General features: G+C 71.7%; 23 protein-coding genes. 14 read left to right on the forward strand and 9 right to left on the reverse strand.

Annotated features, from left to right (window positions below):
• Nucleotides 1-72: 72 nt before the first annotated feature.
• The 3 genes from ADK54_RS29670 to hemL all read right to left on the reverse strand — a co-directional run bounded on the left by ADK54_RS29670 (nucleotide 73) and on the right by hemL (nucleotide 3,574).
• Nucleotides 73-1,317 (reverse strand): hypothetical protein, encoded by a 1,245-nt coding sequence (locus ADK54_RS29670; RefSeq protein ID WP_053728857.1) that lies wholly within the window; start codon nucleotides 1,315-1,317, stop codon nucleotides 73-75.
• A gap of 248 nt (nucleotides 1,318-1,565) precedes the next feature.
• Nucleotides 1,566-2,255 (reverse strand): histidine phosphatase family protein, encoded by a 690-nt coding sequence (locus ADK54_RS29675; protein WP_053728825.1) that lies wholly within the window; start codon nucleotides 2,253-2,255, stop codon nucleotides 1,566-1,568.
• Nucleotides 2,252-3,574, reverse strand: a complete 1,323-nt coding sequence (gene hemL / locus ADK54_RS29680) for a glutamate-1-semialdehyde 2,1-aminomutase (RefSeq protein ID WP_053728826.1) — start codon at nucleotides 3,572-3,574, stop codon at nucleotides 2,252-2,254. Before hemL ends, ADK54_RS29675 begins: the two co-directional genes overlap by 4 nt.
• A gap of 174 nt (nucleotides 3,575-3,748) precedes the next feature.
• Between hemL and ADK54_RS29685 the strand changes: the two genes are divergently transcribed.
• The 8 genes from ADK54_RS29685 to ADK54_RS29720 all read left to right on the forward strand — a co-directional run bounded on the left by ADK54_RS29685 (nucleotide 3,749) and on the right by ADK54_RS29720 (nucleotide 12,520).
• Complete coding sequence (locus tag ADK54_RS29685; protein ID WP_078966732.1) at nucleotides 3,749-4,333, forward strand: hypothetical protein; 585 nt, start codon at nucleotides 3,749-3,751, stop codon at nucleotides 4,331-4,333.
• Between the two features lie 241 nt (nucleotides 4,334-4,574).
• Entirely contained in the window at nucleotides 4,575-4,970 is a 396-nt protein-coding gene (locus ADK54_RS29690; RefSeq protein WP_053728828.1) for a TOBE domain-containing protein, read from the forward strand.
• 172 nt (nucleotides 4,971-5,142) lie between these two features.
• Nucleotides 5,143-5,961, forward strand: coding sequence for a molybdate ABC transporter substrate-binding protein (gene modA, locus ADK54_RS29695; protein WP_053728829.1), 819 nt, complete (start codon nucleotides 5,143-5,145; stop codon nucleotides 5,959-5,961).
• A 111-nt stretch (nucleotides 5,962-6,072) separates the two neighbouring features.
• Nucleotides 6,073-8,097: an ABC transporter permease gene (locus ADK54_RS29700; RefSeq protein ID WP_053728830.1), complete on the forward strand. Its 2,025-nt coding sequence runs from the start codon at nucleotides 6,073-6,075 to the stop codon at nucleotides 8,095-8,097.
• A gap of 71 nt (nucleotides 8,098-8,168) precedes the next feature.
• Nucleotides 8,169-8,522, forward strand: coding sequence for an ArsR/SmtB family transcription factor (locus tag ADK54_RS29705; protein ID WP_053728831.1), 354 nt, complete (start codon nucleotides 8,169-8,171; stop codon nucleotides 8,520-8,522).
• On the forward strand, nucleotides 8,506-11,088 hold the full coding sequence (gene mgtA / locus ADK54_RS29710; RefSeq protein WP_078966733.1) for a magnesium-translocating P-type ATPase: 2,583 nt from the start codon (nucleotides 8,506-8,508) through the stop codon (nucleotides 11,086-11,088). Before ADK54_RS29705 ends, mgtA begins: the two co-directional genes overlap by 17 nt.
• 27 nt (nucleotides 11,089-11,115) lie before the next feature.
• Nucleotides 11,116-11,940 carry a helix-turn-helix domain-containing protein gene (locus ADK54_RS29715; protein WP_053728833.1) on the forward strand — a complete coding sequence of 275 codons (825 nt, stop codon included), beginning with the start codon at nucleotides 11,116-11,118 and terminating at the stop codon, nucleotides 11,938-11,940.
• Between the two features lie 40 nt (nucleotides 11,941-11,980).
• A complete protein-coding gene (locus ADK54_RS29720) occupies nucleotides 11,981-12,520 on the forward strand; it encodes a GNAT family N-acetyltransferase (protein WP_053728834.1) in 540 nt (179 codons plus the stop codon).
• A gap of 33 nt (nucleotides 12,521-12,553) precedes the next feature.
• On the opposite strand, the gene ADK54_RS29725 is transcribed toward ADK54_RS29720, so the two are convergent.
• Nucleotides 12,554-12,985 carry a GNAT family N-acetyltransferase gene (locus ADK54_RS29725; RefSeq protein ID WP_053728835.1) on the reverse strand — a complete coding sequence of 144 codons (432 nt, stop codon included), beginning with the start codon at nucleotides 12,983-12,985 and terminating at the stop codon, nucleotides 12,554-12,556.
• A gap of 368 nt (nucleotides 12,986-13,353) precedes the next feature.
• Between ADK54_RS29725 and ADK54_RS29730 the strand changes: the two genes are divergently transcribed.
• Together ADK54_RS29730 and ADK54_RS29735 are read left to right on the forward strand one after the other, a co-directional pair.
• Nucleotides 13,354-14,193 (forward strand): NAD(P)H-binding protein, encoded by an 840-nt coding sequence (locus ADK54_RS29730; RefSeq protein ID WP_053728836.1) that lies wholly within the window; start codon nucleotides 13,354-13,356, stop codon nucleotides 14,191-14,193.
• Nucleotides 14,194-14,348: 155 nt separating this feature from the next.
• Nucleotides 14,349-15,104 carry a Mut7-C RNAse domain-containing protein gene (locus ADK54_RS29735; RefSeq protein ID WP_053728837.1) on the forward strand — a complete coding sequence of 252 codons (756 nt, stop codon included), beginning with the start codon at nucleotides 14,349-14,351 and terminating at the stop codon, nucleotides 15,102-15,104.
• Between the two features lie 86 nt (nucleotides 15,105-15,190).
• Here the strand turns inward: ADK54_RS29735 and ADK54_RS29740 are convergent, their stop codons facing one another.
• Entirely contained in the window at nucleotides 15,191-15,691 is a 501-nt protein-coding gene (locus ADK54_RS29740; protein ID WP_053728838.1) for a MarR family winged helix-turn-helix transcriptional regulator, read from the reverse strand.
• A 67-nt stretch (nucleotides 15,692-15,758) separates the two neighbouring features.
• On the reverse strand, nucleotides 15,759-16,340 hold the full coding sequence (locus tag ADK54_RS29745; RefSeq protein WP_199827057.1) for a TetR family transcriptional regulator: 582 nt from the start codon (nucleotides 16,338-16,340) through the stop codon (nucleotides 15,759-15,761).
• A 102-nt stretch (nucleotides 16,341-16,442) separates the two neighbouring features.
• On the opposite strand from ADK54_RS29745, the gene ADK54_RS29750 reads away from it, so the two are divergent.
• Nucleotides 16,443-17,984, forward strand: a complete 1,542-nt coding sequence (locus ADK54_RS29750; RefSeq protein WP_078966734.1) for an FAD-dependent monooxygenase — start codon at nucleotides 16,443-16,445, stop codon at nucleotides 17,982-17,984.
• Between the two features lie 47 nt (nucleotides 17,985-18,031).
• Here ADK54_RS29750 and ADK54_RS46305 read toward each other — a convergent pair whose 3' ends face one another.
• Complete coding sequence (locus tag ADK54_RS46305; RefSeq protein ID WP_159047933.1) at nucleotides 18,032-18,694, reverse strand: hypothetical protein; 663 nt, start codon at nucleotides 18,692-18,694, stop codon at nucleotides 18,032-18,034.
• A gap of 106 nt (nucleotides 18,695-18,800) precedes the next feature.
• On the opposite strand from ADK54_RS46305, the gene ADK54_RS29760 reads away from it, so the two are divergent.
• Together ADK54_RS29760 and ADK54_RS29765 are read left to right on the forward strand one after the other, a co-directional pair.
• The gene (locus tag ADK54_RS29760) at nucleotides 18,801-19,136 is read left to right on the forward strand and encodes a YnfA family protein (protein WP_053728840.1); all 336 of its coding nucleotides are present in this window, start codon (nucleotides 18,801-18,803) and stop codon (nucleotides 19,134-19,136) included.
• 293 nt (nucleotides 19,137-19,429) lie between these two features.
• On the forward strand, nucleotides 19,430-20,194 hold the full coding sequence (locus tag ADK54_RS29765) for an SDR family NAD(P)-dependent oxidoreductase (protein ID WP_053728841.1): 765 nt from the start codon (nucleotides 19,430-19,432) through the stop codon (nucleotides 20,192-20,194).
• Nucleotides 20,195-20,329: 135 nt separating this feature from the next.
• On the opposite strand, the gene ADK54_RS29770 is transcribed toward ADK54_RS29765, so the two are convergent.
• Nucleotides 20,330-21,157 (reverse strand): helix-turn-helix domain-containing protein, encoded by an 828-nt coding sequence (locus ADK54_RS29770; protein ID WP_078966735.1) that lies wholly within the window; start codon nucleotides 21,155-21,157, stop codon nucleotides 20,330-20,332.
• A 597-nt stretch (nucleotides 21,158-21,754) separates the two neighbouring features.
• On the opposite strand from ADK54_RS29770, the gene ADK54_RS29775 reads away from it, so the two are divergent.
• Nucleotides 21,755-22,795, forward strand: coding sequence for a hypothetical protein (locus ADK54_RS29775; protein ID WP_053728842.1), 1,041 nt, complete (start codon nucleotides 21,755-21,757; stop codon nucleotides 22,793-22,795).
• Between the two features lie 619 nt (nucleotides 22,796-23,414).
• Here ADK54_RS29775 and ADK54_RS29780 read toward each other — a convergent pair.
• Nucleotides 23,415-24,608 carry an RtcB family protein gene (locus ADK54_RS29780; protein ID WP_053728843.1) on the reverse strand — a complete coding sequence of 398 codons (1,194 nt, stop codon included), beginning with the start codon at nucleotides 24,606-24,608 and terminating at the stop codon, nucleotides 23,415-23,417.
• Nucleotides 24,609-24,751: the final 143 nt, after the last annotated feature.

A 24,751-nucleotide genomic window follows, 5' to 3' on the forward strand; every position in this document is an offset into this window, starting at 1 on the left:
AAGTTTCGCATGGCGGTTCCGGGGATCTTCCGCGCCCCCCTGAGTGCCCGTAAAGCCCCTTGTCAGGAAGGCTTAAACGGTCTTCATGAACGCGTTCCAGCCACCGGCGGGGGCCTCTCCCACGTTGAGCGTACGGAGCTTGGCGAGCACCTTCGGGTCCTGGACGTCGAGCCAGTCGACGTACTGCTTGAAGGAGACGAGCCTCACATCCTTCTTCTCGTCCCGCTGCGCCACGATGCCCTTGAAGGCCTCTTCGACGGCGTCCATGTAGATGCCGCCGTTCCACTGCTCGAAGTGGTTTCCGATGTAGAACGGCGCGCGATTTGTTTCATAGGCGCGCTTGAATCCGGCGAGATACGCCTCGGTGGCCTGCTTGCGCCAGCCGGGATAGTTGGCCGGCGGCGCCTTGGTCGAATTCTTCGACTGGTTGGCGAGGATGTTGTAGTCCATCGACAGGACCTGGAACGAATGCCCGGGGAAGGGTATTTGCTGGAGCGGCAGGTCCCACAGGCCGTGCCGCTTGACCGGCCACACCTGGGTGCCGCCGGGCGAGGAGGCGTCGTAGCGCCAGCCCAGCTTCTGTGCGGTGGGCAGCAGGTTGTCCTGGCCGAGCAGGCAGGGCGTGCGGCCGCCGGTGAGCTCGCGCTTGTAGTCGAACGGCAGCGGGTCCTCGTCCGTCCAGCCGGTGTTGGTCTTCCACTTGGTGACGAAGTCGATCGCCTGGTCTATCTCGCTCTGCCACTGGGCCGCGGTCCAGTGCTCCACGGTGCCGCGTCCGGAGCAGAAGTGGCCGTTGAAGTGGGTGCCTATCTCATGGCCGTCGGTCCACGCCTGGCGGACGTACTTCAGCGTCTCCTTGATGTGCGGGTCGGAGAGGTAGCCGATGTCGGAGGCGCCGACCGGGTTGTTCGGCGGCTGGTAGAGCCGCTTCTTGGCCTCGGGCAGCAGGTAGAGGCCGGAGAGGAAGAACGTCATGCCCGCGCCGTGGTCCTTGGCGAGCTGGAGGAAGCGCGGGAAGAGGCCGTTGCCGACCTCGCCGGCGCCGTCCCACGAGAAGATGACGAACTGGGGCGGGGTCTGGCCGGGTTCGAGCGGGACGGGCTTGTCGGGCTGGTGCGGCTGCTTGCCGGTGTCCGAAGTGGAACCGTCACCTATCAGTTTCGCGTCGGCCTTCTTGGCGGCCGCGTCGTCGCCGCCCTTGCCGCTCGATCCGCTACCGCCCGAAGTGCCGCAGCCGGTGAGCCCAGCCGCAGCCGCGGCCCCCAGACCCAGTCCCAGCATGCCCCTTCGGCTGAAGTTCCGGCCGATCTCCCGCATAAGCCCGTCCGTTCCCATCGCGTGCACCGTCGTCTCGTCGTCCTCGAAGCCCAAGTACGTCACCGCAGTTGGGCAATCTGTGAGATGCCGGGTGAAACAGGGATGGTTCCCCACAGCTCGCACAAATCTTCGTAAACCGTACGAGGTGAGGGGTGCGCGGTGGAAAGGCGGGGGGGGGCCGGCCGGCCGGTCCGGGTTGCCGGCGCGGGCCGGCTGGCCGGCCGGGGGGATCCGGCCGGCCGGACACGTCAGGCGCCGAAGGCCTTCGACTTGCCCTTGACCGGCTTGGCACCGGCCAGCAGATGCGCCGGTACGAGATCGCGGGCGGGCTCGCTGTAGCCCACGGACACGATCCGGTCGCCCTGATAGGTGAAGCTGGTCAGCGAGGCCAGCGTGCACTGCCGCTTGCGCGGGTCGTGCCAGAGCCGCCGCTTCTCGACGAAGCTGCGCACGATCCAGATCGGCAGTTGGTGGCTGACGCACACCGCCTCGTGCCCCCGAGCCGCATCGCGCGCCGCTTCGAGCGCGCCCATCATCCGTACGACCTGCTCGACGTACGGCTCGCCCCAGGACGGGCGGAACGGGTTCGTCAGGTGCTTCCAGTTGGCGGGCTTGCGCAGCGCGCCGTCGCCGACCCCGAAGGTCTTGCCCTCGAAGACGTTGCCCGCCTCGATGAGCCGCGGGTCGGTGGCGAGGTCCAGGCCGTGCGTCTTGGCGATCGGGCTCGCCGTCTCCTGGGCGCGCTCCAGGGGGGAGGCGACGACATGGGTGATGTCGCGGCCCGCCAGGTGCTCGGCGACCCGGTCGGCCATCTGCCGGCCGAGGTCGGACAGGTGGTAGCCGGAGCGGCGCCCGTAGAGCACCCCGTCCGGGTTGTGCACCTCGCCGTGGCGCATCAGGTGCACGACGGTGAGGTCGCTGTTGCCGGTCTCGCTCATGCGGTGGCCTCCGCTGCGGCACGGGCGGCGGCGGGCAGCGCGGCCGCGATGCGCTCGATCGCTCGCTCGTCGTGGGCGGTCGACACGAACCAGGACTCGAACGCCGAGGGCGGCAGGTAGACGCCCTGCGACAGCATCGAGTGGAAGAACCCGTTGAAGCGGAACGCTTCCTGCTTCTTCGCGTCGTCGTAGTCGCGGACCTCGTCGGCCGTGAAGAAGACCGAGAACATGTTGCTCGCGGTCTGCAGCCGGTGGGCCACGCCCTCCTTGCTGAGCGCGCCGGTCACCAGCGCCTGGATCTCGCGGGAGACGGCGTCGACCTTGGCGTACGCGGCGTCGTCGAGCAGCCGCAGCTGGGCCAGGCCGGCGGCGGTCGCGATCGGGTTCCCGGAGAGCGTGCCCGCCTGGTAGACGGGGCCGGCCGGGGCGAGGTGCCCCATGACGTCGGCGCGGCCGCCGAACGCCGCGGCCGGGAAGCCGCCGCCCATGACCTTGCCGAACGTCATGAGGTCCGGCACTACGCCGTCGACTCCGAACCAGCCCGCCTTGGACGTACGGAACCCGGTCATCACCTCGTCGGAGATGTACAGCGCGCCGTTCTTGGCGCAGGCCGCCTTCAGGCCCGCGTTGAAGCCGTCCGCCGGCGGGACGACACCCATGTTGCCGGGCGAGGCCTCGGTGATCACACAGGCGATCTCGCCCGGGTTGGCGTGGAACGCCGCGTGCACAGCGTCAAGATCGTTGTACGGCAGCACGATCGTGTCACCGGCCTGCGCGCCGGTCACCCCGGGGGTGTCGGGGAGGCCGAACGTGGCGACCCCGGAACCGGCGGCGGCCAGCAGCGCGTCCACATGGCCGTGGTAGCAGCCGGCGAACTTGATGACCTTGGCCCGGCCGGTGAAGCCGCGCGCCAGGCGGATCGCGGACATGGTCGCCTCGGTGCCGGAGGACACCAGGCGGACCTGCTCGACCGGCTCGATCCGGGCCACGATCTCCTCGGCGAGCGCGACCTCGCCCTCGCCGGGCGTGCCGAAGGAGGTGCCACGGGCGACGGCCTCCTGCACGGCGGCGATGACCTCGGGGTGCGCGTGCCCGAGGATCATCGGGCCCCACGAGCACACCAGGTCGACGTACTCGCGGCCGTCGGCGTCGGTCAGGTACGGACCCGCACCGGACACCATGAACCGGGGCGTACCGCCCACGGCCCGGAAGGCACGGACGGGGGAGTTCACGCCGCCGGGCGTCACGGCGGACGCGCGGTCGAAGAGGTTCTGCGAAACTGGGGCGTCGTATTCGTACGGATAGCTCACACACGCCATGGTGGCAGAGGGCCGGGCGATCTTGCGGACTGGTGTTTCACCGCACCCGCGCGGGGGAGGTCAATGACACGATGATCCGCAGATGATCGAGTTGCATCGGCGGATGATCGGGTTGCGCGGTGGGGGCCGTGCCATCTACAAAGCAGTCGGGCTACAAGCAGTCGGGTGAAGGATATGCATCGCGGTGGCGGACTGGGCGAAGGGACCGATGACCGGGGTCCCGAGCGCGCCCACCGTCGGGGACGGCACCGGCGACGCGACGCCCAGGACCGGATCGACCGGGTCGGGGACGGCGCAGGGGCGGGGAACGGAAGTGGCCGTGTGGGGGTGACCTACAAGTACTTCGGTGCCCCGGACGGCGCGACCGCTGCCCGGGTGCCCGTGACCATGCGCCCCGAGGAGCTCGGCGGTGACGAGCTGGGCATGGGCGGCATGTTCACCAAGATCAAGCCGGAGACGATGGCCGCGATGGTCCTCACCGGCATCCAGGGCATACCGCTGCACAAGGTCCCGCCCCTGGAACTCGTCGTCCTCCACCCCGACTACGCGGTGGTGAAGCTCCCCATGACGGTCGTCGACCCGCTGCGCGGCGTCGGCGAGGAGTCGGTCGGCGCTGCCGCCTTCATCTGGTCCACCGTCCCGGACCGCGGCGGCCCGCGCGACGCCTTCAACGTCTACCAACTCCTGCACGAATGGCAGGACTTCTCGCATCGGTTGCATGAGGCGGGGCATCAGCCCTACTGCCTGGTCTGGCCCTGAGCCCCTGACCGCCCGTCCGGGGGCGCCCGCCACGCGGGCGGGGAACCGCGGCGGGCGGGGAACCGCGGGTGGGGGAACAAGGCCCTGCGGGCCGCGGACTTGTGACCGGGGGCGGCGGGGCGTAGGGCCCGGCCGGGTGCGGCGATCAGCTTGGACCTTCATCCATTTGGCTCTGCAGCTGCGGCGTATGTTCCGCCGGACCCTTTGTATATGCGGCGTGAAGCCGCCTATCTTGTCGCACATGCAGTCCTACACCATCGGCCAGGCAGCGCGTCTGCTCGGCGTCAGCCCCGACACCGTGCGCCGCTGGGCCGACGGCGGCCGCGTCACGACCCATCGCGACGAAGGCGGCCGCCGACTCATCGACGGGCGGGATCTGGCCGCCTTCTCCATCGAAGTCGGCCAGTCCTCCAACGGCGAGGAAGAGGTGCCCTACACCTCTGTCCGCAACGCCTTCCCCGGCATCGTCACCGCCGTCAAGATCGGTGATGTCGCCGCCCAGGTCGAGATCCAGGCCGGTCCGCACCGGCTGGTCTCCCTCCTGACCCGGGAGGCCGTCGAAGAGCTGGGCCTTGAGGTGGGCATGCAGGCCACCGCGCGGGTGAAGTCCACCAGCGTGCACATCGACCGCACCTAGGTCGAAAACCGGCCACTCACGAACGTCCCCCCCGGCGTCGCCCTTCCTCACTCCTCGTTCCTCGCAGGGACGTCCGACAAAAGGACCTCCACCAAGGACGGCAAGCAGGGGAAGCCCTCACCTCCCGGCGCGGCTCGACAAGCATCCGAAGGAGCACCACCCCATGTCTGTCATGGCTCTCAGCACCAAGCGCCGCCGCGCCGCCGCGGCCGTCGTCTCAGCCGCCCTGCTCATCCCGCTGGCCGCCGCGTGCAGCAGTAGCAGCAAGGACAGCGGAAGCGACAAGTCCGCCTCCCCGTCCGGGAGTTCCAGCTCCGAGCCGAAGGCGGCGCAGCTGACCGTCCTCGCGGCGTCCTCGCTCACCGACGTCTTCAAGGCGGCGGGCGCGGCCTACGAGAAGGAGCACCCGGGCACCCACGTGAAGTTCTCCTTCGCCGGTTCACAGGAGCTCGCCGCCCAGGTGAAGCAGGGCGCCCCCGCCGACGCCCTGGTGACCGCCGACACCAAGACCATGGACGGCCTGAAGGCCGACGTGAACGACTCGTCGATCATCGCCAAGAACCGCCTGGTCATCGCGACCGGCAAGGGCAACCCGAAGAAGGTCGAAGGCCTCAAGAACCTGTCCGAACCCAACCTGAAGGTCGTCCTCGCGGCCCCCGAGGTGCCGGTCGGCCGCTACAGCAAGCAGGTCCTCGACGCCCAGAAGATCACGGTCAAGCCGGTCTCCCAGGAGCCGAACGTCCGCGCCGTGCTCAGCAAGGTCGAGCTGGGCGAGGCCGACGCGGGCATCGTCTACAAGACCGACGCCGCCTCCGCGAAGGGCAAGGTCGACACGGTCGACATCCCGGACGCACAGAACGCCGTCGCCCAGTACCCGGCCGCCACCCTCAAGACATCGAAGAACGCCGACGCCGCCGCGGCCTTCGTGAAGTGGCTGTCCACCCCCGAGGCCCAGAAGATCCTCCAGAACGCCGGCTTCCAGCAGCCGTAACCCCTGCGCCTGGCCTGTCCGTAACCACTCCAACTCCCTTCTCCCTTGCGGGGTCTGCCCGTTCACACCGGGCGGGCAGACCCCGCGCCATCAGGACACCGGGGACCTCCCATGACTCGCAGCCGCACCCGCCGGCGCCCGCCCGCCGCGCTGGCCCTGCCCGCGCTGCTCGCCATCGCGTTCCTGCTGATGCCGCTCCTCGGCATCCTGGCCCGCACCTCGTGGGGCGAACTGGGCACGCACCTGACCGGCCCCGATGTCACCGAGGCCCTGCGGCTCTCGCTGGTCGTCTCCTTCTGGGCGCTCGGCCTCTCCCTCCTTCTCGGTGTGCCCCTGGCCTGGCTGCTCGCCCGCGTCGACTTCCCCGGCAAGACCCTGGTGCGCTCGCTCGTACTGCTGCCCATGGTGCTGCCGCCCACGGTCGGCGGCGTCGCCCTGCTGCTCGGCTTCGGGCGGCGCGGTCTGCTCGGCCCCTGGCTTGAGGGCACCTTCGGGATCACCCTCCCCTTCCACACCTCCGGCGCCGTCGTCGCCGCCACCTTCGTCGCGATGCCGTTCCTGGTCATCAGCCTGGAGGGCGCGCTCGGCGGACTGCGGCCCCGCTACGAGGAGACCGCCGCCTCGCTCGGCGCCTCCCCGTTCCGCGTCTTCCTCACCGTGACCCTGCCCATGGTCGCGCCGGGTCTCGCGGCGGGCGCGGCACTCACCTGGGCCCGCGCGCTCGGCGAGTTCGGCGCCACCATCACCTTCGCCGGCAACCTCCCCGGCACCACGCAGACCCTGCCCCTCCAGGTCTACCTCCTCCTCCAGGACTCCCCCGAGGCCGCGACCTCGGTCTCCCTGCTTCTGCTCGCCATCGCCATGGCAGTGCTCATCGCCCTGCGCGGCCGCTGGACCGGCTCCGCCTGGGTACGGGGCGGCTCGTCGGCCACCACCGCACTTGCGGACCCCTCCCCGCTGGACTCCGACCCGGCGCCGACCAGCCCGGCCGATTCCGACTCCGCGCGCCCGGACGCGGCCGGCTCCCCCAAGGGCGGGCCGGAAGGCGCCGGACACACCCCGCAGCCCGTCGAGGATCTCAACTCCCCTGATTCTGCGCCGAGTTGGTCGCTGCACGCCGAGGTGACCGGCTTCAACGAGCTGACGCTGGAAGCGGACCCCGGCATCACCATCGCCGTCGTCGGCGAGAACGGCGCCGGCAAGACCACCCTCCTGCGGGCCCTGCTCGGCCTCACCCCCCGCGCCCACGCCGAACTGCGCCTCGGCGACCTCGACGTCACGGCCCTGCCGCCCCACAAGCGCGGGGTCGCCTGGGTGCCCCAGGACGGCGCGCTGTTCCCGCATCTGACCGCGCTCGCCAACACGGCGTACGGGCTGCGCGCCCAGGGCGTGGCCCGCGGCGAGGCCCGCGCCGCCGCCCAGCGCTGGCTCGACCGGCTCGGCGTCGGCCACCTCGCCCACCGCAAGCCCGCCCAGCTCTCGGGTGGACAGGCCCAGCGCGTCGCCCTCGCGCGGGCGCTGGCCGCCCGCCCCCGGCTGCTGCTCCTGGACGAGCCGCTCGCGGCCCTCGACCAGACCACCCGGGCCCACGTCCGCCACACCTTGCGCACCCACCTGGCCGGGTTCGCCGGGGTCTGCCTGATCGTCACCCACGACCCGGTCGAGGCAGTCTCCCTGGCGGACCGCGTCCTCGTCCTGGATGCCGGACGCACCCTCCAGGACGCGCCGCCCACCGAGGTCACCCGGAATCCCCGCTCCCCCTGGGTGGCCCGGATGCTGGGCCGCAACGCCTGGGCCGGGGAAGCGAGCGGCGACGGTCTCGCACTGACCGGCGGCGGGCGGATCGTCGCGGCCGAGCAACTGCACGAGGGCAGCCGGGCGTTGGCGATCATCGCGCCGGAGTCGGTGTCCGTGCACCGCAAGCGTCCCGACGGCAGCCCCCGCAATGTCTGGCCGGGCACCGTGCGGGAGATCACAGCGAGCGGGAGCAGGCTGCGGGTGCTCATCGGGTCCGCCGAATCGCCCGACCTGATCGCGGAGGTCACCCCGCAGGCGGCCGCCGAGCTGGGCCTGGTGGAGGGCGCGGCCGTGTGGTCGAGCGTGAAGGCAACCGAGGTGACCCTCGTATCCCTGTGAGCCGGCGCCCCTAGAATGGCTGCCCGGGGGCGACAGGAACGGCCACCACACCTAGGCGACGGGAGACGACGGTGACGACCACGAGCAGCACCGACCCGTCGGCCGAGGTGCTCGGCGAGGCAGCGGGCGTCTTCGGACTCCTTGCCTCGCCCGCGCGGCTGCACATCATGTGGACGCTGAGCCACGGCGAGTCCGATGTGTCGGGGCTGGCCGAGAGGGTCGGCGGTGCGCTGCCGGCCGTCAGTCAGCATCTGGCGAAGCTGAAGCTCGCGGGGCTCGTCCGGTCCCGGCGGGAGGGGCGCCGGGTCGTCTATCTCGTCGACGACCCCGATGTGGCCCAGATGGTGCGCTGGCTGGTGGCCCGGCTTGGCGGGGGCGTAAAGCTGCCGGGACCCTCGGGACTCGTCCGTGACCTGGGCGCCTGAGCGGATCTCTTCTCTGCAGTTGTCAAAGAGCACTCCTCTGCAGCTGCTGCGTTCACTCGGCTCCGGCCCCCGGGGGCTGGTGGAGTCAGAGGCCGAGAAACGACTCGCGCGGTATGGGGAAAACGTCCTTCCCGCGCGCCGGGTTCCCTCCCTCCCGATCATTTTCTTCCGCAGTCTGCGCGACCCGTTCACGGCTGTCCTCGCCTGCCTCGCGCTGGTCTCCGCGGCGGTCGCCGCCTGGGCCACGGCCGCGGTCATCGCGGTGCTCGTGGTGGTGAGTTGTGCGCTGCGGGCGGCCGGCGAGCACCGCGCCGACCGGTCGGCGGCCGGACTGCGGGAGCTGGTGGCGAGCACCGCGACCGTACTGCGCAGGACGGCCGACGACGCGGCGCCGGTGTCGCGCGAGGTACCCGTGGACCAGGTGGTGCCGGGCGATGTGGTGCGCCTGGCGCCCGGCGATCTCGTACCGGCGGATCTGCGGCTGCTGCGGGCCACCGGCCTGGCGATGCATCAGGCCGCGCTGACCGGGGAGTCCGCGCCGGTCCCCAAGTACCCCGTGGACGAGCCCTTCGCGCAGGTGCGGGCGCGCGCCGTCGAGGCCCAGGACTTCGACCGGCCCGAAGTCTGCTTCCAGGGCAGCAGCGTCGCCTCCGGCAGCGGCACCGGCGTGGTGGTCGCGACCGGTGCGGACACCCGGTTCGCGAAGGCCGACAGGCTGCCGGGCAACGACCGGCGCACGACCGCCTTCGACCGGTCGGTGTACGGCGTCTCCTGGATCCTGATCCGCTTCATGCTGCTCCCCCCGCCGCTGGTCCTGATGGCCAACGCCGCGCTCCGCGGCCGCGGTCTGGAGACGCTGCCGTTCGCGGTGGCGGTCGCGGTCGGACTCACGCCCGAGATGCTGCCCGTCATCGTGACGACCACCCTCGCGCGGGGCGCCTCCGCGCTGGCCCGCACCCACCAGGTGATCGTCAAGCGGCTGCCCGCGCTGCACGACCTGGGCGCCGTCGACGTCGTCTGCCTCGACAAGACCGGCACCCTGACCCAGGACCGGCCCGTCCTGGACTGCGCGCTGGACACGGCCGGCACCCCCGACGACTCGGTGCTGCACTGGGCCGCCGTCAACAGCCTGTGGACGTTGCAGCTCGCCGAACTGCCCAGCGCCGACGCCCTCGACGAGGCCCTCCTGGATGCCGCCGAGGACCGTTTCCCCGGAGGCCTGGACGCCCTGGAGTACGACGCCGTCACCGCCCTCCCCTTCGACCCGGTACGCCGCCTGTCCACCGCCGTGGTCAACACACCGCACCGGCTCGGCCACCACACCCTGGTGGTCAAGGGCGCGGTCGAGGACGTCCTGGAACGGTGCGCGCTCACCGACGACGAACGGGACCGGGCGCTGGCGCTCGCCGAACGCCTGGCCTCCGACGGACTGCGCGTCCTCGCGGTGGCGCTCGCCGAACGGCCCGCCGCCAGGCGCCCGTACACCACCGGGGACGAGCGCGGGCTGAGCCTCCAGGGCCTGGTCGGGCTGCGCGACGCGACGGCGGAGACCGCGGCCGACGCGCTCAGCGCCCTCCGCCACAGAGGCATCGCCGTGAAGGTGCTGACCGGCGACCACCCCGGCACCGCCGCCCGCGCCTGCCGCGAGCTCGGCCTGGAGCCCGGCGAGGTCGTCACCGCCGCCTCCTTCGACGCCCTCAGCGACGCCGAACTGGGCGAACTCGCCGACAGTAGTACTGTCTTCGCCCGCTGCTCCCCCGAGCAGAAGGCCCGGATCGTACGGGTCCTGCGCGAACGTGGACACGTCACCGGATTCCTCGGCGACGGCGTCAACGACCTGCCCGCCCTGCGCGCCTGTGACGTCGGCATCTGCCCGCCCGAGGCCGTGGACGTGGCCCGCGAGGCGGCGGACGTCGTGCTCGCGGCGAAGGATCTGACCTCGCTCGACCACGCCGTCGTGGCGGGGCGCAGCAGCGGCGCCACCATCGCGGGCTATCTGCGGATCACACTCTCCTCAAACCTCGGCAACGTCATCGCGATGCTGACCGCCGGTCTGCTGCTGCCGTTCCTGCCCATGCTGCCGGCCCAGGTCCTGGTCCAGAACCTGTGCTTCGACGCCGCCCAGCTGGCCTTCGCGTACGACCGGCCGCAGGACGGGGCGCTGCGCCGCCCGCTGAAGCTGCGGCCCCGCGAAGTCCTCGCCTCCGTCACCGGGTTCGGCGTGCTCAACGCCGTCGCCGACCTCGCCACCTTCGCGGTACTCGTCTGGGCCGTGAGCGACACCCGCGCCGAAACGGCCTTCCACGCGGGCTGGTTCACCGAGAACCTGCTGACCCAGGCCCTGGTGATGGTCCTGCTGCGCACGGGCCGCGGCGGCGGGATCCCCGTCACCGCCGGCGTCCTCGCGCTGACCGGTCTGCTGCTTCCGCTCTCGCCCCTGGGCCCGCTCATCGGCATGGCCGCACTGCCCCTGGCCTACTACCCGCTGCTCGCCCTGGTGCTCGCCCTGTACGCGGGCGCGCTGTACTGGTTCGACCGACGGGCCCGGCGCACGGCCACTCCGTAGGAGGCGACCGCTTCGTAGGATCGGCCCATGCCAGCGCAGAACTCCGGCCCGCGGCGCGACACCCGGGGCATCGTCGACGCCGCCGATCTCTTCGCGCACGTACGGTTCCGCCGCCATGAACCGGCGCCCGAGTTGCGCCCCTACTTGGAGCACTACTGGCTGATCGACTGGGACCTGCCCCAGCCCTACGCCTCGCACCTGGTGCCGCACCCCTCCATCAACCTGGTTTTCCAGCGGTACGACGACGGCCGGCCCGACTTCCTGGAGCTCTCGGGGGTCGGACTCGCCCTGGACACGCGGAAGTTGGCGGGCCGGGGACGGGTGTGCGGGATCCAGTTCCGGCCGGGCGGCTTCCGGCCCTTCGCGCCGGGGTTCCCGGTGTCGGAGTGGACGGACCGGGTGATCCCTGCCGACCCCGTGTTTCCCACCGCCGACCCCACGGCGGTGCTCTCACCCGACCGGGACGAGGACCGGGTCGCCGCCCTCGACGCCTTCCTGCTCGGCCTCGATCCGCGGCCCGACCCGCAGGCGGAGCTCGCGATGGAACTGGTCGACCGCATCCGCCACGACCGCACGGTCCGCCGGGTCGGCGCACTCGCCCGCGAGGCCGGGCTGTCCGCGCGCTCCCTGCAACGGCTCTTCGCGGCTCAGGTGGGCGTCGGCCCGAAGTGGGTCGTGCTGCGCTACCGCATCCACGAGGCCCTCGAACACGCCGAATCCGACGACGCCGTCGACTGGGCCCGGCTGGCCGCCGAGCTGGGCTACGCCGACCAGGCCCATCTCGTACGGGACTTCACCGCCACCCTCGGCGTGCCGCCCTCGGTCCTGCGCCCCGGGGCCTCCCGCGCCTGATCAACAGCCGTTGTCAGACCCGGCGTTTACTGTTTTCGACATGAGCGACACGACCCGTGAAGTTCCCCCGCACATCCGTCTCGAAGCCTGGTCGGACGGCGACCTCGGCCTGCTCCGGAGGAAGAACGCACCGGAGATGACCGACCACCTCGGCGGCCCGGAGTCCGAGGAGAAGGTGCTGTCCCGGCACGACAAGTACAAGGCGATGAGCGCCCGCCCGGCCACCGAGGGCCGGATGTTCAAGGTCGTCCTCGAAGGGACGGGCGAGACCGTCGGATCGGTCGGGTACTGGCCGCGCATATGGCAGGGCGAGGCGGTGTACGAGACGGGGTACGGCATCCTCCCCGAGTTCCAGGGCCGCGGCCTGGCCGTCGCGGCGCTCCTGGCGGTCGTGGCGGAGGCCCGTGCCGCGGGCGGCCGGCGCCGGCTGCACGCCTACCCCTCCGTGGACCACACCGCGTCCAACAGCACGTGCCGCAGGGCCGGGTTCGAGTGGGCGGGAGAGGTCGAGTTCGAGTACCCGCCGGGCACCTGGCTCCGCTCCAACGACTGGCGGATGGACCTGGAGGCCGGGGTCTGACCCCGTCCGAGCCGCCTCCCTCGCCCGCCGGGATCAGTCCAGCCGCTTGTCGAAGTTGAAGGCCGTCACCGCCATGCGCTCGCGGAAGTAGAAGCGGTGAGCGTCGGTGCGGTGGGTGCCGGAGTCGAGGTTGAGGGAGGTGCAGCCGGCCGCCCTCGCGTGGCCCTCCAGGTGCGCGAGGAGGGCGTGCCCCACGCCGGTGGAGCGGGCGGTCGCGGCGGTGACCAGGTCGTCGACGTACAGCTTGCGGACCGCGCTGGTGTTGACGATGATCCGCCACCCGGCGGCGCCGACGCAGGTCCCGTCGTCGCCGTAGGCGGCGGTGAAGCGCAGCCCCTGGGCGTGTCCCTCCCCGTAGATCTCGGCGAAGAGTTCATCGGTGAGGTGCGGGCGGAGCTCGCTGAGCACCGGCAGCAGGTCGTCCGTCAGACGCGGGTCGCCCGGCTCAAGGTCAATGATCTTCATGCGGGAAGGGTAAGGCCCCGCCCTGCCCGGCACCGCTTGACTCTGCCCTGCCCGGCCAGCCCCGGCCGCCCCCGGCCGGGCTGTCGGGCACCCCCCCGCCGGAACGCGCTTGACGAGTGCGGCCTCGTCGAGGATATTTATCTGCGTAACGCAGATTCTGCACAGTGCAATCTAATGGCGAAGCCTCAACCCGCTGGAGCGCCACCGACGCCCCCGTCGACGCCCGGGCGACACCCGCCGAGACCTCGCATCACGCGCCCACCGCGTCGGCGCCCGCCTCGACCAGGCGGCTGCGACGTAGGCTCGTTCCTTGCGTGTCAGCACTGCCGTAGCCCCTCAACTTCCTTTTCCCGAAGGGTATTTCCACCATGACGGTTCTGATCACCGGCAGCCGCGGCAAGGTCGCCGCCACCCTCATCCCGCTGCTTCGGGAGCGCGGCATCGCCGTTCGTGCGGCCTCCGCCAGCCCCGACAAGCTGACCCTTCCGGACGGCGTGGAGCGCGTCGTCCTCGACCTCGACGACCCTGCGACGTTCCCGGCCGCGCTGGCCGGGGTCGAGTCGGTCTTCCTGTATGCCAACCCGAAGCACATCGAGGCGTTCCTCGCCGAGGCGAAGGCCGCCGGGGTCCAGCACATCGCGCTGCTGTCCTCCAGCTCCGTGCTCGACACCGACGCCGACACGAACGCCATCGCGGCCATGCACCTCGCCGTCGAGCGCGGCCTCGAACGTTCCGGCATCCAGTCGACCTTCCTGCAGCCCGGCGCCTTCGCGGGCAACGCACTCGGCTGGGCCTGGGCGGCCAAGTCGTCCGGCACCGTGGACCTCCCCTACCCCGAGGCGCAGACCAGCCCCATCCACGAGGCCGACATCGCGGAGGCCGCGCTCGCCGTCCTCACCAGGCCCGAGCTGCGCGGCCGCGCCCACCACCTCACCGGGCCCGCCTCCCTCAGCGCCGCCGAGCAGGTGGCGGTGGTCGCCGAGGCCACCGGCCGGCCGATCGGCGTCAACGCCGTGAGCGGCGCGGCCTGGAAGGAGTCGATGGCCGACTTCATCCCCCCGACCATCGCGGACGCGCTGCTCGGCTACTTCGCCGCGCACGAGGGCCGCCCCGACTCCGTCACCGCCACCGTCGAGGAGCTGACCGGTCACCCGGCCCGCACCTTCGCCGCCTGGGCCGGCGAAAACGCGGACGCCTTCCGCCCGTAGGCGACGGTCGGCGGGGCAGGGCCGGGGCCGCGCCCCCAGGGCACCCCATGGCGATCACCCGCACCACGAGCGAGCCCCCGGTGCTCCGGCGTGAGCACCGGGGCGCGCCCCGAAATCCCTGGCCCCCGCCCCCGCGGCAATGCGATCCTGACCGCGTGAACGGACCGGAGATCCATATCGACTTCGCCCCTGAGCTGCGGCTCTTCGTTCCGACGAAGCGCCGCGAGGGGCGCAGCGCCGTCGTGACCGACGGCGTGTCCACCCTCGGCCACGTCGTCGAATCGCTGGGCGTTCCGCTCACCGAGGCCGGCCGGCTGCTCGCCGATGGCCGCGAGGTCCCGGTCTCGCACATCCCGGTGGCGGGCGAGTTCATCGAGGTGCGCGCCGTCGAACGCCCGCAGAAGGTGCCGGGCGCCCCGCTCCGCTTCCTCCTCGACGTCCATCTCGGCACGCTGGCACGCCGGTTGAGGCTGCTCGGCGTCGACGCGGCGTACGAGAGCGAGGACATCGGGGACCCGGCGCTCGCCGCGCTCTCCGCGCAGGAACAGCGCGTCCTGCTCTCCCGGGACCGCGGGCTGCTGCACCGCAGGGAGCTGTGGGCCGGGGCGTACGTCTACAGCCACCGGACGGACGAGCAACTCCGGGACGTGCTGGGCCGGTTCGCCCCGGCCCTCGCGCCCTGGACCCGCTGCACCGCCTGCAACGCACCGCTGCGGGAGGCCGACAAGGACACGGTGGGCGAGCGTCTGGAACACGGCACCCGCACCACGTACGACGTCTTCGCGGAGTGCGGCTCCTGCGAGCGCGTCTACTGGCGAGGGGCTCACCACGCCAGCCTTGAGGCGATCGTCGACGAGGCCGTCCGCGAGTTCGGCACAGCCGGGACCTGCCCGGCGGACCGGGCCGGATAGCGACGACCCCGGGCCTGCCGGTCGGGCATGGCCGCCTTCAACTCCCCACGACAAACGGCCTATTGGGGCCATCACCCATTAACGGCTTAGAGCTGCCCGCTCCTGAGGCGTTCGACCTGGGCCGCGCTGAGGTCGACGGTCCGGCGCATATGGGTGGCGATGAGCGCGATCTCGTCGTCCTCGTACGCGTCGAACATCTCCCACCAGGCACCGTTGAGCCGACCCCAGACCTTGCCGAGCTCCGCCATCCGCTCGGGCACCACCTCGACGAGCACCTTCCTGCGGTCCTCGCTGTCCCGGCGCCGCGTCACGTACCCGGCCTTCTCCAAGCGGTCGACGAGCCGGGTCGCGGAACCGGTGGTGAGCCCGGTCAGCCCGGCGATCCGCCCCGTGGTGACGGGCCCGGGTTCGAGCCCCAGCAGGTTGAGGCACTGGAGATCCGTCGGGTGCAGCCCCAGATGGTCGGCGAGCGCCTGGTTGAAGAGCGCGTACGAGGCCATGTAGCGGCGCGAGACGGCGCCCAGGTCGCGCATCAGACCGGCCCGCTCGGCGCGGTCCCGGCCCCCGGGGCTCTTCTTCTGTGCCATGCAGAAAGTGTACGGCGCAGAGGACTCGCGGGCGCACGGCGCGGCAGAGTCCCTGCGGGGCGGAGGCCTACGGCTGCTCGGTCGTGAGGTAGCGCTGCACCGTGGGGGCCAGCCAGGCGATCACTTCTTCGCGGGACATGGCGACCGCGGGCGGGAAGCGCAGTACATAGCGGGCCATCGCCATGCCCAGGATCTGCGAGGAGACCAGCGCGGCGCGGCGCGGGGCGTCGGCGGGGTCGGGGCAGACGCCGGCGGCGACCGGGATCATCTGCTCGGCGAATATCGTCCGCATCCGCTCGGCGCCGGCCGCGTTGGTGACGCCGACCCGCAGCAGGGCGGTGAGCACGTCGTCGGCCTCCCAGCGGTCGAGGAAGTGCGTGACGAGCACGGCTCCGATGTGCTTGCCAGGCAGTCCTCCCAGGTCGGACAGGCCCAGGTCCATCTCGGAGGCAGCGGCGAACAGGCCCTCCTTGTTCCCGTAGTAACGCATCACCATCGACGGGTCGATCCCCGCGTCCCGGGCGATGGCCCGGATGGTCGCGCGCTCGTAGCCGTCGGACGCGAAGCGCTCTCGGGCGGCTTCGAGGATCGCGGCCTTGGTGGCTTCGGAGGTGCGGCGAGGGCCTCCTGCGGGGGCTTCGGTCATCATGCCAACGACTGTAGGCCAACGGGTGTTGACATGCCAGCCGGGATGGTTCTACATTTGCCAACAAGTGTTGACCAACAACCGTTGGCACCCGAGGAGGCAGCCATGAACGACACCACAAACTCGTCCGGCTCCACCGGCTCGACGAACTCATCCGGCTCGCCCGACACCGCAAGTTCCCCGCGCGCGGCCCGACCCGAAGGCCCCTTAATCAGCGACGTCCTTGTGGTCGGCGCGGGGCCGACCGGGCTGTTGCTCGCGGGTGACCTGGCCGCCGCGGGCCTGAGCGTCACCGTCGCCGAGCGCCGGCCGCACGGGATCAGCAACATGACGCGCGCCTTCGGCGTCCACGCGCGCACGCTGGAAATGCTCGACGCCCGCGGCCTGGCCGACGAGTTGGTCAAGCGGGGCAGGGCCATGGGACGGATGAACATGTTCGGCCGCCTCACCCTCGACCTGAACAGGCTGCGCACGCGCTTCCCGTACGTGCTGATCGCTCCGCAGTACGAGGTGGAGCAGCTCCTTGAGCGGCGCGCCCTGTCCGAAGGAGTCCAATTCCGTTACGGCACCGAGCTGTTGGGCCTCCGTCAGGACGGCGAGGGGGTGACCGCCGAGCTGCGCGGCGCAGACACCGGGGAGCCCGTATCGGTCCGGGCCCGCTATCTCGTCGGCACCGACGGCGTGCGCAGCGGTGTCCGCGAGGCGCTCGGCCTGCCGTTCCCCGGCGTGGCCGTGATCCGCTCGATCGTGCTTGCGGACGTGCGGCTCACCGAGGAGCCGGAGGACATGCTCACCGTCAACGGCTCGGGCGACTCCTTCGCCCTCGTCGCCCCCTTCGGCGACGGCTACTACCGGGTCATGGGGTGGAGCCGGAACCGCCAGGTCCCCGACACCGCCCCCGTAGACCTCGACGAGCTCCGCGCGATCGCCCGCGAGGCCTTCGGCACCGACTACGGGATGCACGACGCCCGTTGGATCTCCCGCTTCCACAGCGACGAGCGGCAGGCTCCGGCTTACCGGGTCGGCCGGGTCTTCCTCGCCGGAGACGCCGCGCACGTCCACTCCCCGGCCGGCGGCCAGGGCATGAACACCGGCCTCCAGGACGCCGCGAACCTCTCCTGGAAACTCGCCGCCGTGCTGCGGGGCCGCACCGCCGACGCCGAGGCTCTGCTCGACAGCTATCAGGCCGAGCGCCACCCGGTCGGCGCGATGGTGCTGCGCACCAGCGGCGCGCTCGTACGGCTCGCCATGGCCCACAACCCCCTTCAGCGGGCAGGCCGTTCAGCGATCACCCGATTCCTCAAAGTCGTACGTCCTGTCGCCGACAAGGCGATCGGGATGATCAGCGGCCTCGGCATCTCGTACCGAGCAGAGCGCGGATCGCACCCGCTCACCGGAAAGCGCGTCCCCGACCTGGAGCTCACGGAAGGCCGCCTCTACGAGGTGCTGCGGCGGGGCGAGTTCGTGTTGGTGACACCACGGGACGGCCGGGTGGCGGCGCCGGAAGAGGCGACATGCGCCCACTGGAAGAGCGGGCGCGGCAGCACGCTGCTCGTCCGCCCCGACGGATACGTGGCCTGGGCAAGCGACCGCCCGGACGCGCCCGGCCTGCACGCGGCCCTCACCCGCTGGACGGGGCGCGCGTAACGGCGGGCCGCCTCAGGAGGCCCAACCCGCCCCATGCACCCCGCTGTTCAGAAGGTGTACGGGTCGCCCGTGGCCAGGGCCAGCACGCGGTGGGTGTTGTTCGCCAGGTTGCGGTCGCTCGTACCGCCACTCCAGACGGTGTCGATGGTGAGGCCCACCTCGGCCGGGATGCCGACGGTGGCCACGTCCAGGGCGAGCTGCACGCCGGTTCCCGCCGCCCGCATCGAGCCCGTGCCGCACACCACCATCGACGGGCCGGTACGCAGACAGCTCGGCGGCAGCGTGGCGCCGGGGGCGAGAGCCACCGAGAACCGGAGCCGCACGGTGGCTCCCGAGACCGGCGCAGGACCGTGGTTGGCCGTCGCGAGCCAGACGCCGACCCGGCCGTTCCAGAGGGAGACGTGCCCGTGATACGACACATCCGCCTCGTCCAGGGCGCCGCCGGCCACGGCTGAGGCGGGCGCTGCTGGGGCGGGCGCTGCCCGGGCGGGGACGACACCACGTTCAGGCCCAGCACCACCGACGGTCCCGGTCGCGCCGCTCGGCGCGCCCGTCGCGATCAGCGTCGCCGCCACGAGCACGGCGACGGAGACCGTCGCCAGAGTTCCGCGGGCCCGGGCAGGACGGGCGCCGGCCGAGCGGGCGCCGGCCCGGTGGGGCGCTCCAGCTCCGCCCACCCTGCTTGATCTGCTCATCACACGAACCACCATGAGCGAAAGGTACCTTTCACCCGAAATTTTCCAGGAACGCCACCCCGAGCGCCGCCCCGAACAACGCCATCCCGAACGAGGTCCCGCGCCATGCCACCCTGAGTCCATGCTCGTCGCACGCTCAGCTCTTCTGTTCGTCCTGGCCGCCCTCTTCGAGATCGGCGGGGCCTGGCTCGTCTGGCAGGGCGTCAGGGAGCACAGGGGCTGGGTCTGGATCGGTGCCGGAGTCGTCGCGCTCGGCATCTACGGCTTCGTGGCGACGCTCCAGCCGGACGCCGAATTCGGCCGGATCCTCGCCGCGTACGGCGGTGTCTTCGTCGCGGGCTCGATCGCCTGGGGCATGGTCGCGGACGGCTACCGGCCCGACCGCTGGGACATCACCGGCGCCCTGATCTGCCTCGCCGGGATGGCCGTGATCATGTACGCCCCGCGCGGCCGCTGAACACCGCCCCGACCTGACGCACGCCGCCCACCCCTGACACCGCCCGGCCCGGCCCGCACGCGCCCCGCCCACCCCCGGCCCCACCCGTCCCGGCCCAGCCCTGCCCGTCCCGGTCGGCCGTGCCGCGCTCGCGTCACCCCGCCTATCCTGGCCGCGTATCGGTTTCGATCACCTCTTCGACCACCGCCCTTCGACCGCCACCCCGCCGATCGCCACCTGCCGATCGACAACCCATCGACCACCGCCACACCCTCGACCGCAGCGCCGGTCGCCACACGCGCGAGGAGCACGACATGACTGCCGCCGGGACCCCGATCGCCGTCGTCACCGGAGCGAGCAGCGGGATCGGTGCCGCCACCGCCCGCCAACTGGCCGCCGCCGGATACCGCGTGGTGGTCACCGCCCGCCGCAAGGACCGCATCGAGGCGCTGGCCGCCGAGATCAACGAGGCGGGCCACCAGGCGACGGCGTACGCGCTGGACGTGACGGACCGGGCCGCCGTGGACGAGTTCGCCACCGCCTTCCGCACCATCGGGGTGCTCGTCAACAACGCGGGCGGCGCGCTCGGCGCGGACCCGGTCGCCACCGGCAGCCCGGACGACTGGCGGCAGATGTACGAGACGAACGTCATCGGCTCGCTCAATGTCACCCAGGCCCTGCTGCCCGCGCTCGAAGCCTCGGGCGACGGCACGGTCGTCATCCTCTCCTCCACGGCGGGCCACGCCACCTACGAGGGAGGCGGCGGCTACGTGGCCGCGAAGAACGGCGCCCGCGTGCTCGCCGAGACGCTCCGTCTGGAGATCGTCGGCCGCCCGGTGCGGGTCATCGAGATCGCGCCCGGCATGGTGAAGACGGAGGAGTTCGCGACGACGCGCTTCCGCGGCGACGCCGAGAAGGCCGCCAAGGTGTACGCGGGCGTGGCCGAGCCGCTCACCGCCGACGACGTCGCCGAGACCATCACGTGGGCGGTCACCCGGCCCAGCCACGTCAACATCGACCTGCTCGTGGTCCGACCCCGAGCCCAGGCCTCCAACACCAAGGTCCACCGCGAGCTGTAGCCGGACCGGGCCGGCCGCCCCACGCCGGCCCGCCACAGCCCGGCCGCCCAAAGCCGCACCGCGGCCCGAAACCGCACCCCGGCCCACCCCACCGGTGCAGGCCGGGGACCAAGCCCGGCCCCAGCCCCGCCAGACCTACTGCACCCTCGCCCGAAGCATCGGCGCCCGGGTGTGCCGCCGCTTCTCGCCCGCGTGGAACACCAGGATGATCATGCGGGCGCCCGGGGCCGCCATCGGCTGGGCGGCGCACATCGTCACCCAGCCCGGCCCCTGGGCCGCGTGGTTGAGAGGGCGTTCGTCGCCGTCGAGGTGGAGGTAGGAGCTGGCCCGGTTGTAGATCCCGGCGGCGAGCGGGTCCTCCAGGACCTCCTTCTCGATCTGCGCCAGCGTCTCGTCGGTGGGGTCGGCCGCCAGCGCGGCCCGCAGCTGGGGCAGCACCAGCGGCGCCCAGGAGTGCTCCCAGTCGGTCAGGGTCTCGCGGGCGGCGGGGTCGAGCGCCATCCACCGCATGGTGTTCTGCGGCACCCTTTGGCCGGGGAACATCTCGGTCCAGCGCTCGTTGTGGGCGAGCAGGTTCCACGACCGGTCATTGACGTACGCCATGTGTCCGATGCCGTCGACGGCCTCCTGCCACACGCCGGGGATCTCCTCTCCGGACTGCGAATGCAGCGGGAACGGCGGATCCTGGCCCAGGCAGTACCGCCACAGGGCTATCCACTCCTGCTCGTTCATGCCGAGCAGGCGGGCCACGTCCTGCAGCAGGTCCGCGGGCGGGTTGGGGTAGCGGCCGGATTCGAGGCGGCCGTAGGTGTCGGGGGCGCGGTGCAGGATCTGGTCGATCTGGGCCTGCGACAGGCCGGGCGCCCGCCGCCCCTGCCGGGTGGGTCTGCTCAGCCCGTGGCTCTCGGGCGTGATCAGCGCGCGGCGCTCGCGCAGCAGAGAGCGCAGAGCGGGCTTGTCCATCTGTGGTTCTCCCCCGGTAACGGGCGGCCGGCGACTTCGCCATTGGCCGCGCGGTTGGAACAGCCGCTCCCGGCTCTCGGTCCCGACTCTGCCATCGGCTCCGGGCCGGGTGATCGGCGTGCACCGGCTTCCCGGCGCGCGTCCCCTGGTCGGCGTACGTTCCATTGTCGGCGTACGTCCCATTGTCGGAGCGGATCGATTCCTCGGAGCGCACGGGGTGGCCGCGAGGCGCCGGGCGGCCCGTGCGGACCGGCGGGGGCGCGGCCCGCCGACAGCCGGACGGCCCCGGACGGGCCCGAAGGCGTCAGGGGCTGGGAGCACAGCGGTCACCGCGGTCTGGGCGTGGACGGCGTCGGCCATCACGGCCGGAACGCGGGCCGGGAGGTGATTGGCGAGGTGTGCCCTTTCGTGGACGGGTCGGGTACGGTCGGCCCCTCCGGGCACAGCTTTGGCGCCCGCCCCTTCGGGTGGCCACCGAGGCACCCGCCAGGAGAGACCCCACAGGTACGCTGACTCATGGGCTGTGCATGGATCAAGCGGTAGCGGGGTGCGCGCGTACGCAGGGCGCACACACGCAACGTCGCAACGGGGGCAGACATGGGCGAACCGGACAGCCGGGTGGCCAACGCCGGAGCGTTGTCGCCGGAGGCCGTCGACGTCTACGGCCGGGTCACCCGCCATGAGCACATCGACCCGGAGCGGGATGCCCGGGCGCTCGCGGAGCTCGCCGAGTGGGGCCTGGTCACCACCGACCCGCGGCTGCCGCACCTGCCCATCGCGCTCGACCCTCAGGAGGCCGGCCGGCGCCGCCTGGACGACGAGCTGCGGCGGATGGCGGCCAAGGCCGCGCTCGCGGCCCGTATCCCCCAGGTCACCGACGAGCTGAGCCTGCACTTCGAACGCGCCAAGTGGCGCTCGGGCCGCGGCTCGGAGTTCCTGGGCGAGCCCGAGCTCGTCGACGCCCGTATCGAGCAGGCCGTCGGCCAGGCCCGCGCCGAGTTGCTCACCGCACAGCCCTGCGGCCCCCGAACCCAGTCTCAGCGGTTGGCCATCGAGGAGCGGGACTGCGCCGCGCTCGCCCGCGGGGTCCACATCCGCAGCCTGTATCTCGACACCGGCCGCGACGACGTGGTGACCCGTGCCTACGTGAGCGCGATGACGGGCCGCGGCGCCCAGTTCCGTACCCAGGTCACCCAGTTCCAGCGCTGCGTGGTCATCGACCGGCGCCAGGCGTTCATCTCTGATCACATCGTCAACTCCGCGCCCGGCCATGCCTCCTGGCACGTGCGGGACCGGGCCGTGGTGGCGTTCATCGCCGAGGTCTTCGAGGAGTGCTGGCGGCGCGCCGACCCCTGGAACGGCGACCCGCACAGCGGCGCGCCCCGCTCGGCCGGCCGCAGCGGGACGCGCACCACGCTGCTCCAGCGCGAGATCCTGCGCGACATGGCCCGCGGCATCGAGCAGCGGCTCACCGCGCAGCGCCTGGGGATCGGCCTGCGCAGCCTTTCCAAGGAGGTGCACACCTTGCGGCAGTTGTTCGGAGCGTCCACGCTTCAGGAACTCACCTATCAGTGGGCCCTGTCGGACGAGCGCCTCATCGACGACCGCCCGCCGCACCACGGTCAGGCCACCGCCTGATGCACCGTCAGTTCAGCGGCGCCCCGCCACGGCCCGACGCGAGCAGTTCCCGCCCGGCAGCCCGGCGCATCCGGCCACCTGATCACCCGTATCCCGCCCGCCGGGCCGGATCTTTTCCCACCCCGCTTTTCAGCGGATAAATCTTCAGCGGAAAACTACCGCCGCTTCCTGCATGCTGGTTGAGGACGATCAATGGGACGCCCCGTAACGGGGCGGCACCGGATCGCCCAGACGTCCGCTGTCACGAGGACGTTGTCCGCGTACGCCAGAACCGGCAGTGCAGGGCATGGGCAGACGATGCCCTGCCGGGCGTCCCGCGGACACCGGGCGGCTTCTGCCACCGCCGCCCGGACAAAACCGGACCCCTCCCCGGTACGTCCTCGTGATACGGGCAGTGCCCGGCAGGCCTCCGGCTCGCCGAAGGCACAGCCGCGCGCCCCTTCCGGCGCTTTCCCGGCATGCGGGCCGGGAAGAGGCGGCGGCCGGGGGCGAAAGCCCCCGGCCCGGCCGCGCTCCCCCGGTACGAACCGGCCAGCCGCAGGACCGGCGACAACCTCGGCCCCCCTGGCCTCTGCGCCGGCGAGAACCTCAGCCGTTGACGTACTGGCAGGTCAGCGCCTCAGCCCTTGACGCACACCACCTGCTTCAGCTTCGCCACGACCTCCACCAGGTCGCGCTGCTGGTCCATGACCTTCTCGATCGGCTTGTAGGCGCCCGGGGCCTCGTCCACCACACCCGAGTCCTTGCGGCACTCGACGCCCCGCGTCTGCTCGGCCAGGTCCCGCGTCGAGAACGTCCGCTTCGCCGCGCTGCGGCTCATCCTGCGGCCCGCGCCGTGCGAGGCCGAGTTGAAGGACGCCGCGTTGCCCAGGCCCTTCACGATGTACGAACCCGTGCCCATCGAGCCCGGGATGATCCCGAAGTCGCCGGAGCCCGCCCGGATCGCGCCCTTACGAGTGACCAGCAGGTCCATGCCGTCGTACCGCTCCTCCGCCACATAGTTGTGGTGACAGGAAATGACCGGTTCGAAGGTCACCTTGGCCTTCTTGAACTCCTTGCGGACCACGTCCTGGAAGAGCGCCATCATGATCGCCCGGTTGTACTTGGCGTACTCCTGGGCCCAGAACAGGTCGTTGCGGTAGGCCGCCATCTGCGGGGTGTCCGCGACGAAGACGGCCAGGTCGCGGTCCACCAGGCCCTGGTTGTGCGGCAGCTTCTGCGCCTCGCCGATATGGAAGTCGGCGAGCTCCTTGCCGATGTTCCGGGACCCCGAGTGCAGCATCAGCCAGACCGAACCCGACTCGTCCAGACAGAACTCGACGAAGTGATTTCCGGATCCGAGCGTTCCCATCTGCTTCACGGCTCGCTCCTCGCGGAACTTGACCGACTCGGCGATCCCCCCGAACCGCTCCCAGAACCCGTCCCACCCCGACGTCGAGAGGCCGTGCAGCCGCCCCGGGTCCACCGGGTCGCGGTGCATGCCCCGGCCCACCGGGATGGCCTGCTCGATCTTCGAGCGGAGCCGGGAGAGGTCGCCCGGGAGATCGTTGGCAGTCAGCGAGGTCTTGACCGCGGACATGCCGCAGCCGATGTCGACGCCCACCGCGGCCGGGCACACCGCGCCCCGCATGGCGATGACCGAGCCCACCGTGGCGCCCTTGCCGTAGTGGACGTCCGGCATCACGGCGAGGCCCTTGACCCACGGCAGGGTGGCCACATTGCGCAGCTGCTGCAGCGCCCCCGAGTCCACCGACGCCGGGTCGGTCCACATCCTGATGGGCACCCGTGCGCCGGGCATCTCCACGTACGACATAATTCTTCGATCCCCCGAGAGCAGAAAACGGCACCAAAGCGCCTGAAAGTGCACATACGGCAAATCTGGCGCCAAGGTCCACATCCAGGACAGCGGACCGGCGTTCACAGGTGCGCGTGCGATACACATTGTGTCCGGCCACC

Origin of the sequence: Streptomyces sp. WM6378 (genome assembly GCF_001279695.1) — a bacterium.
Lineage (GTDB): Bacteria > Actinomycetota > Actinomycetes > Streptomycetales > Streptomycetaceae > Streptomyces.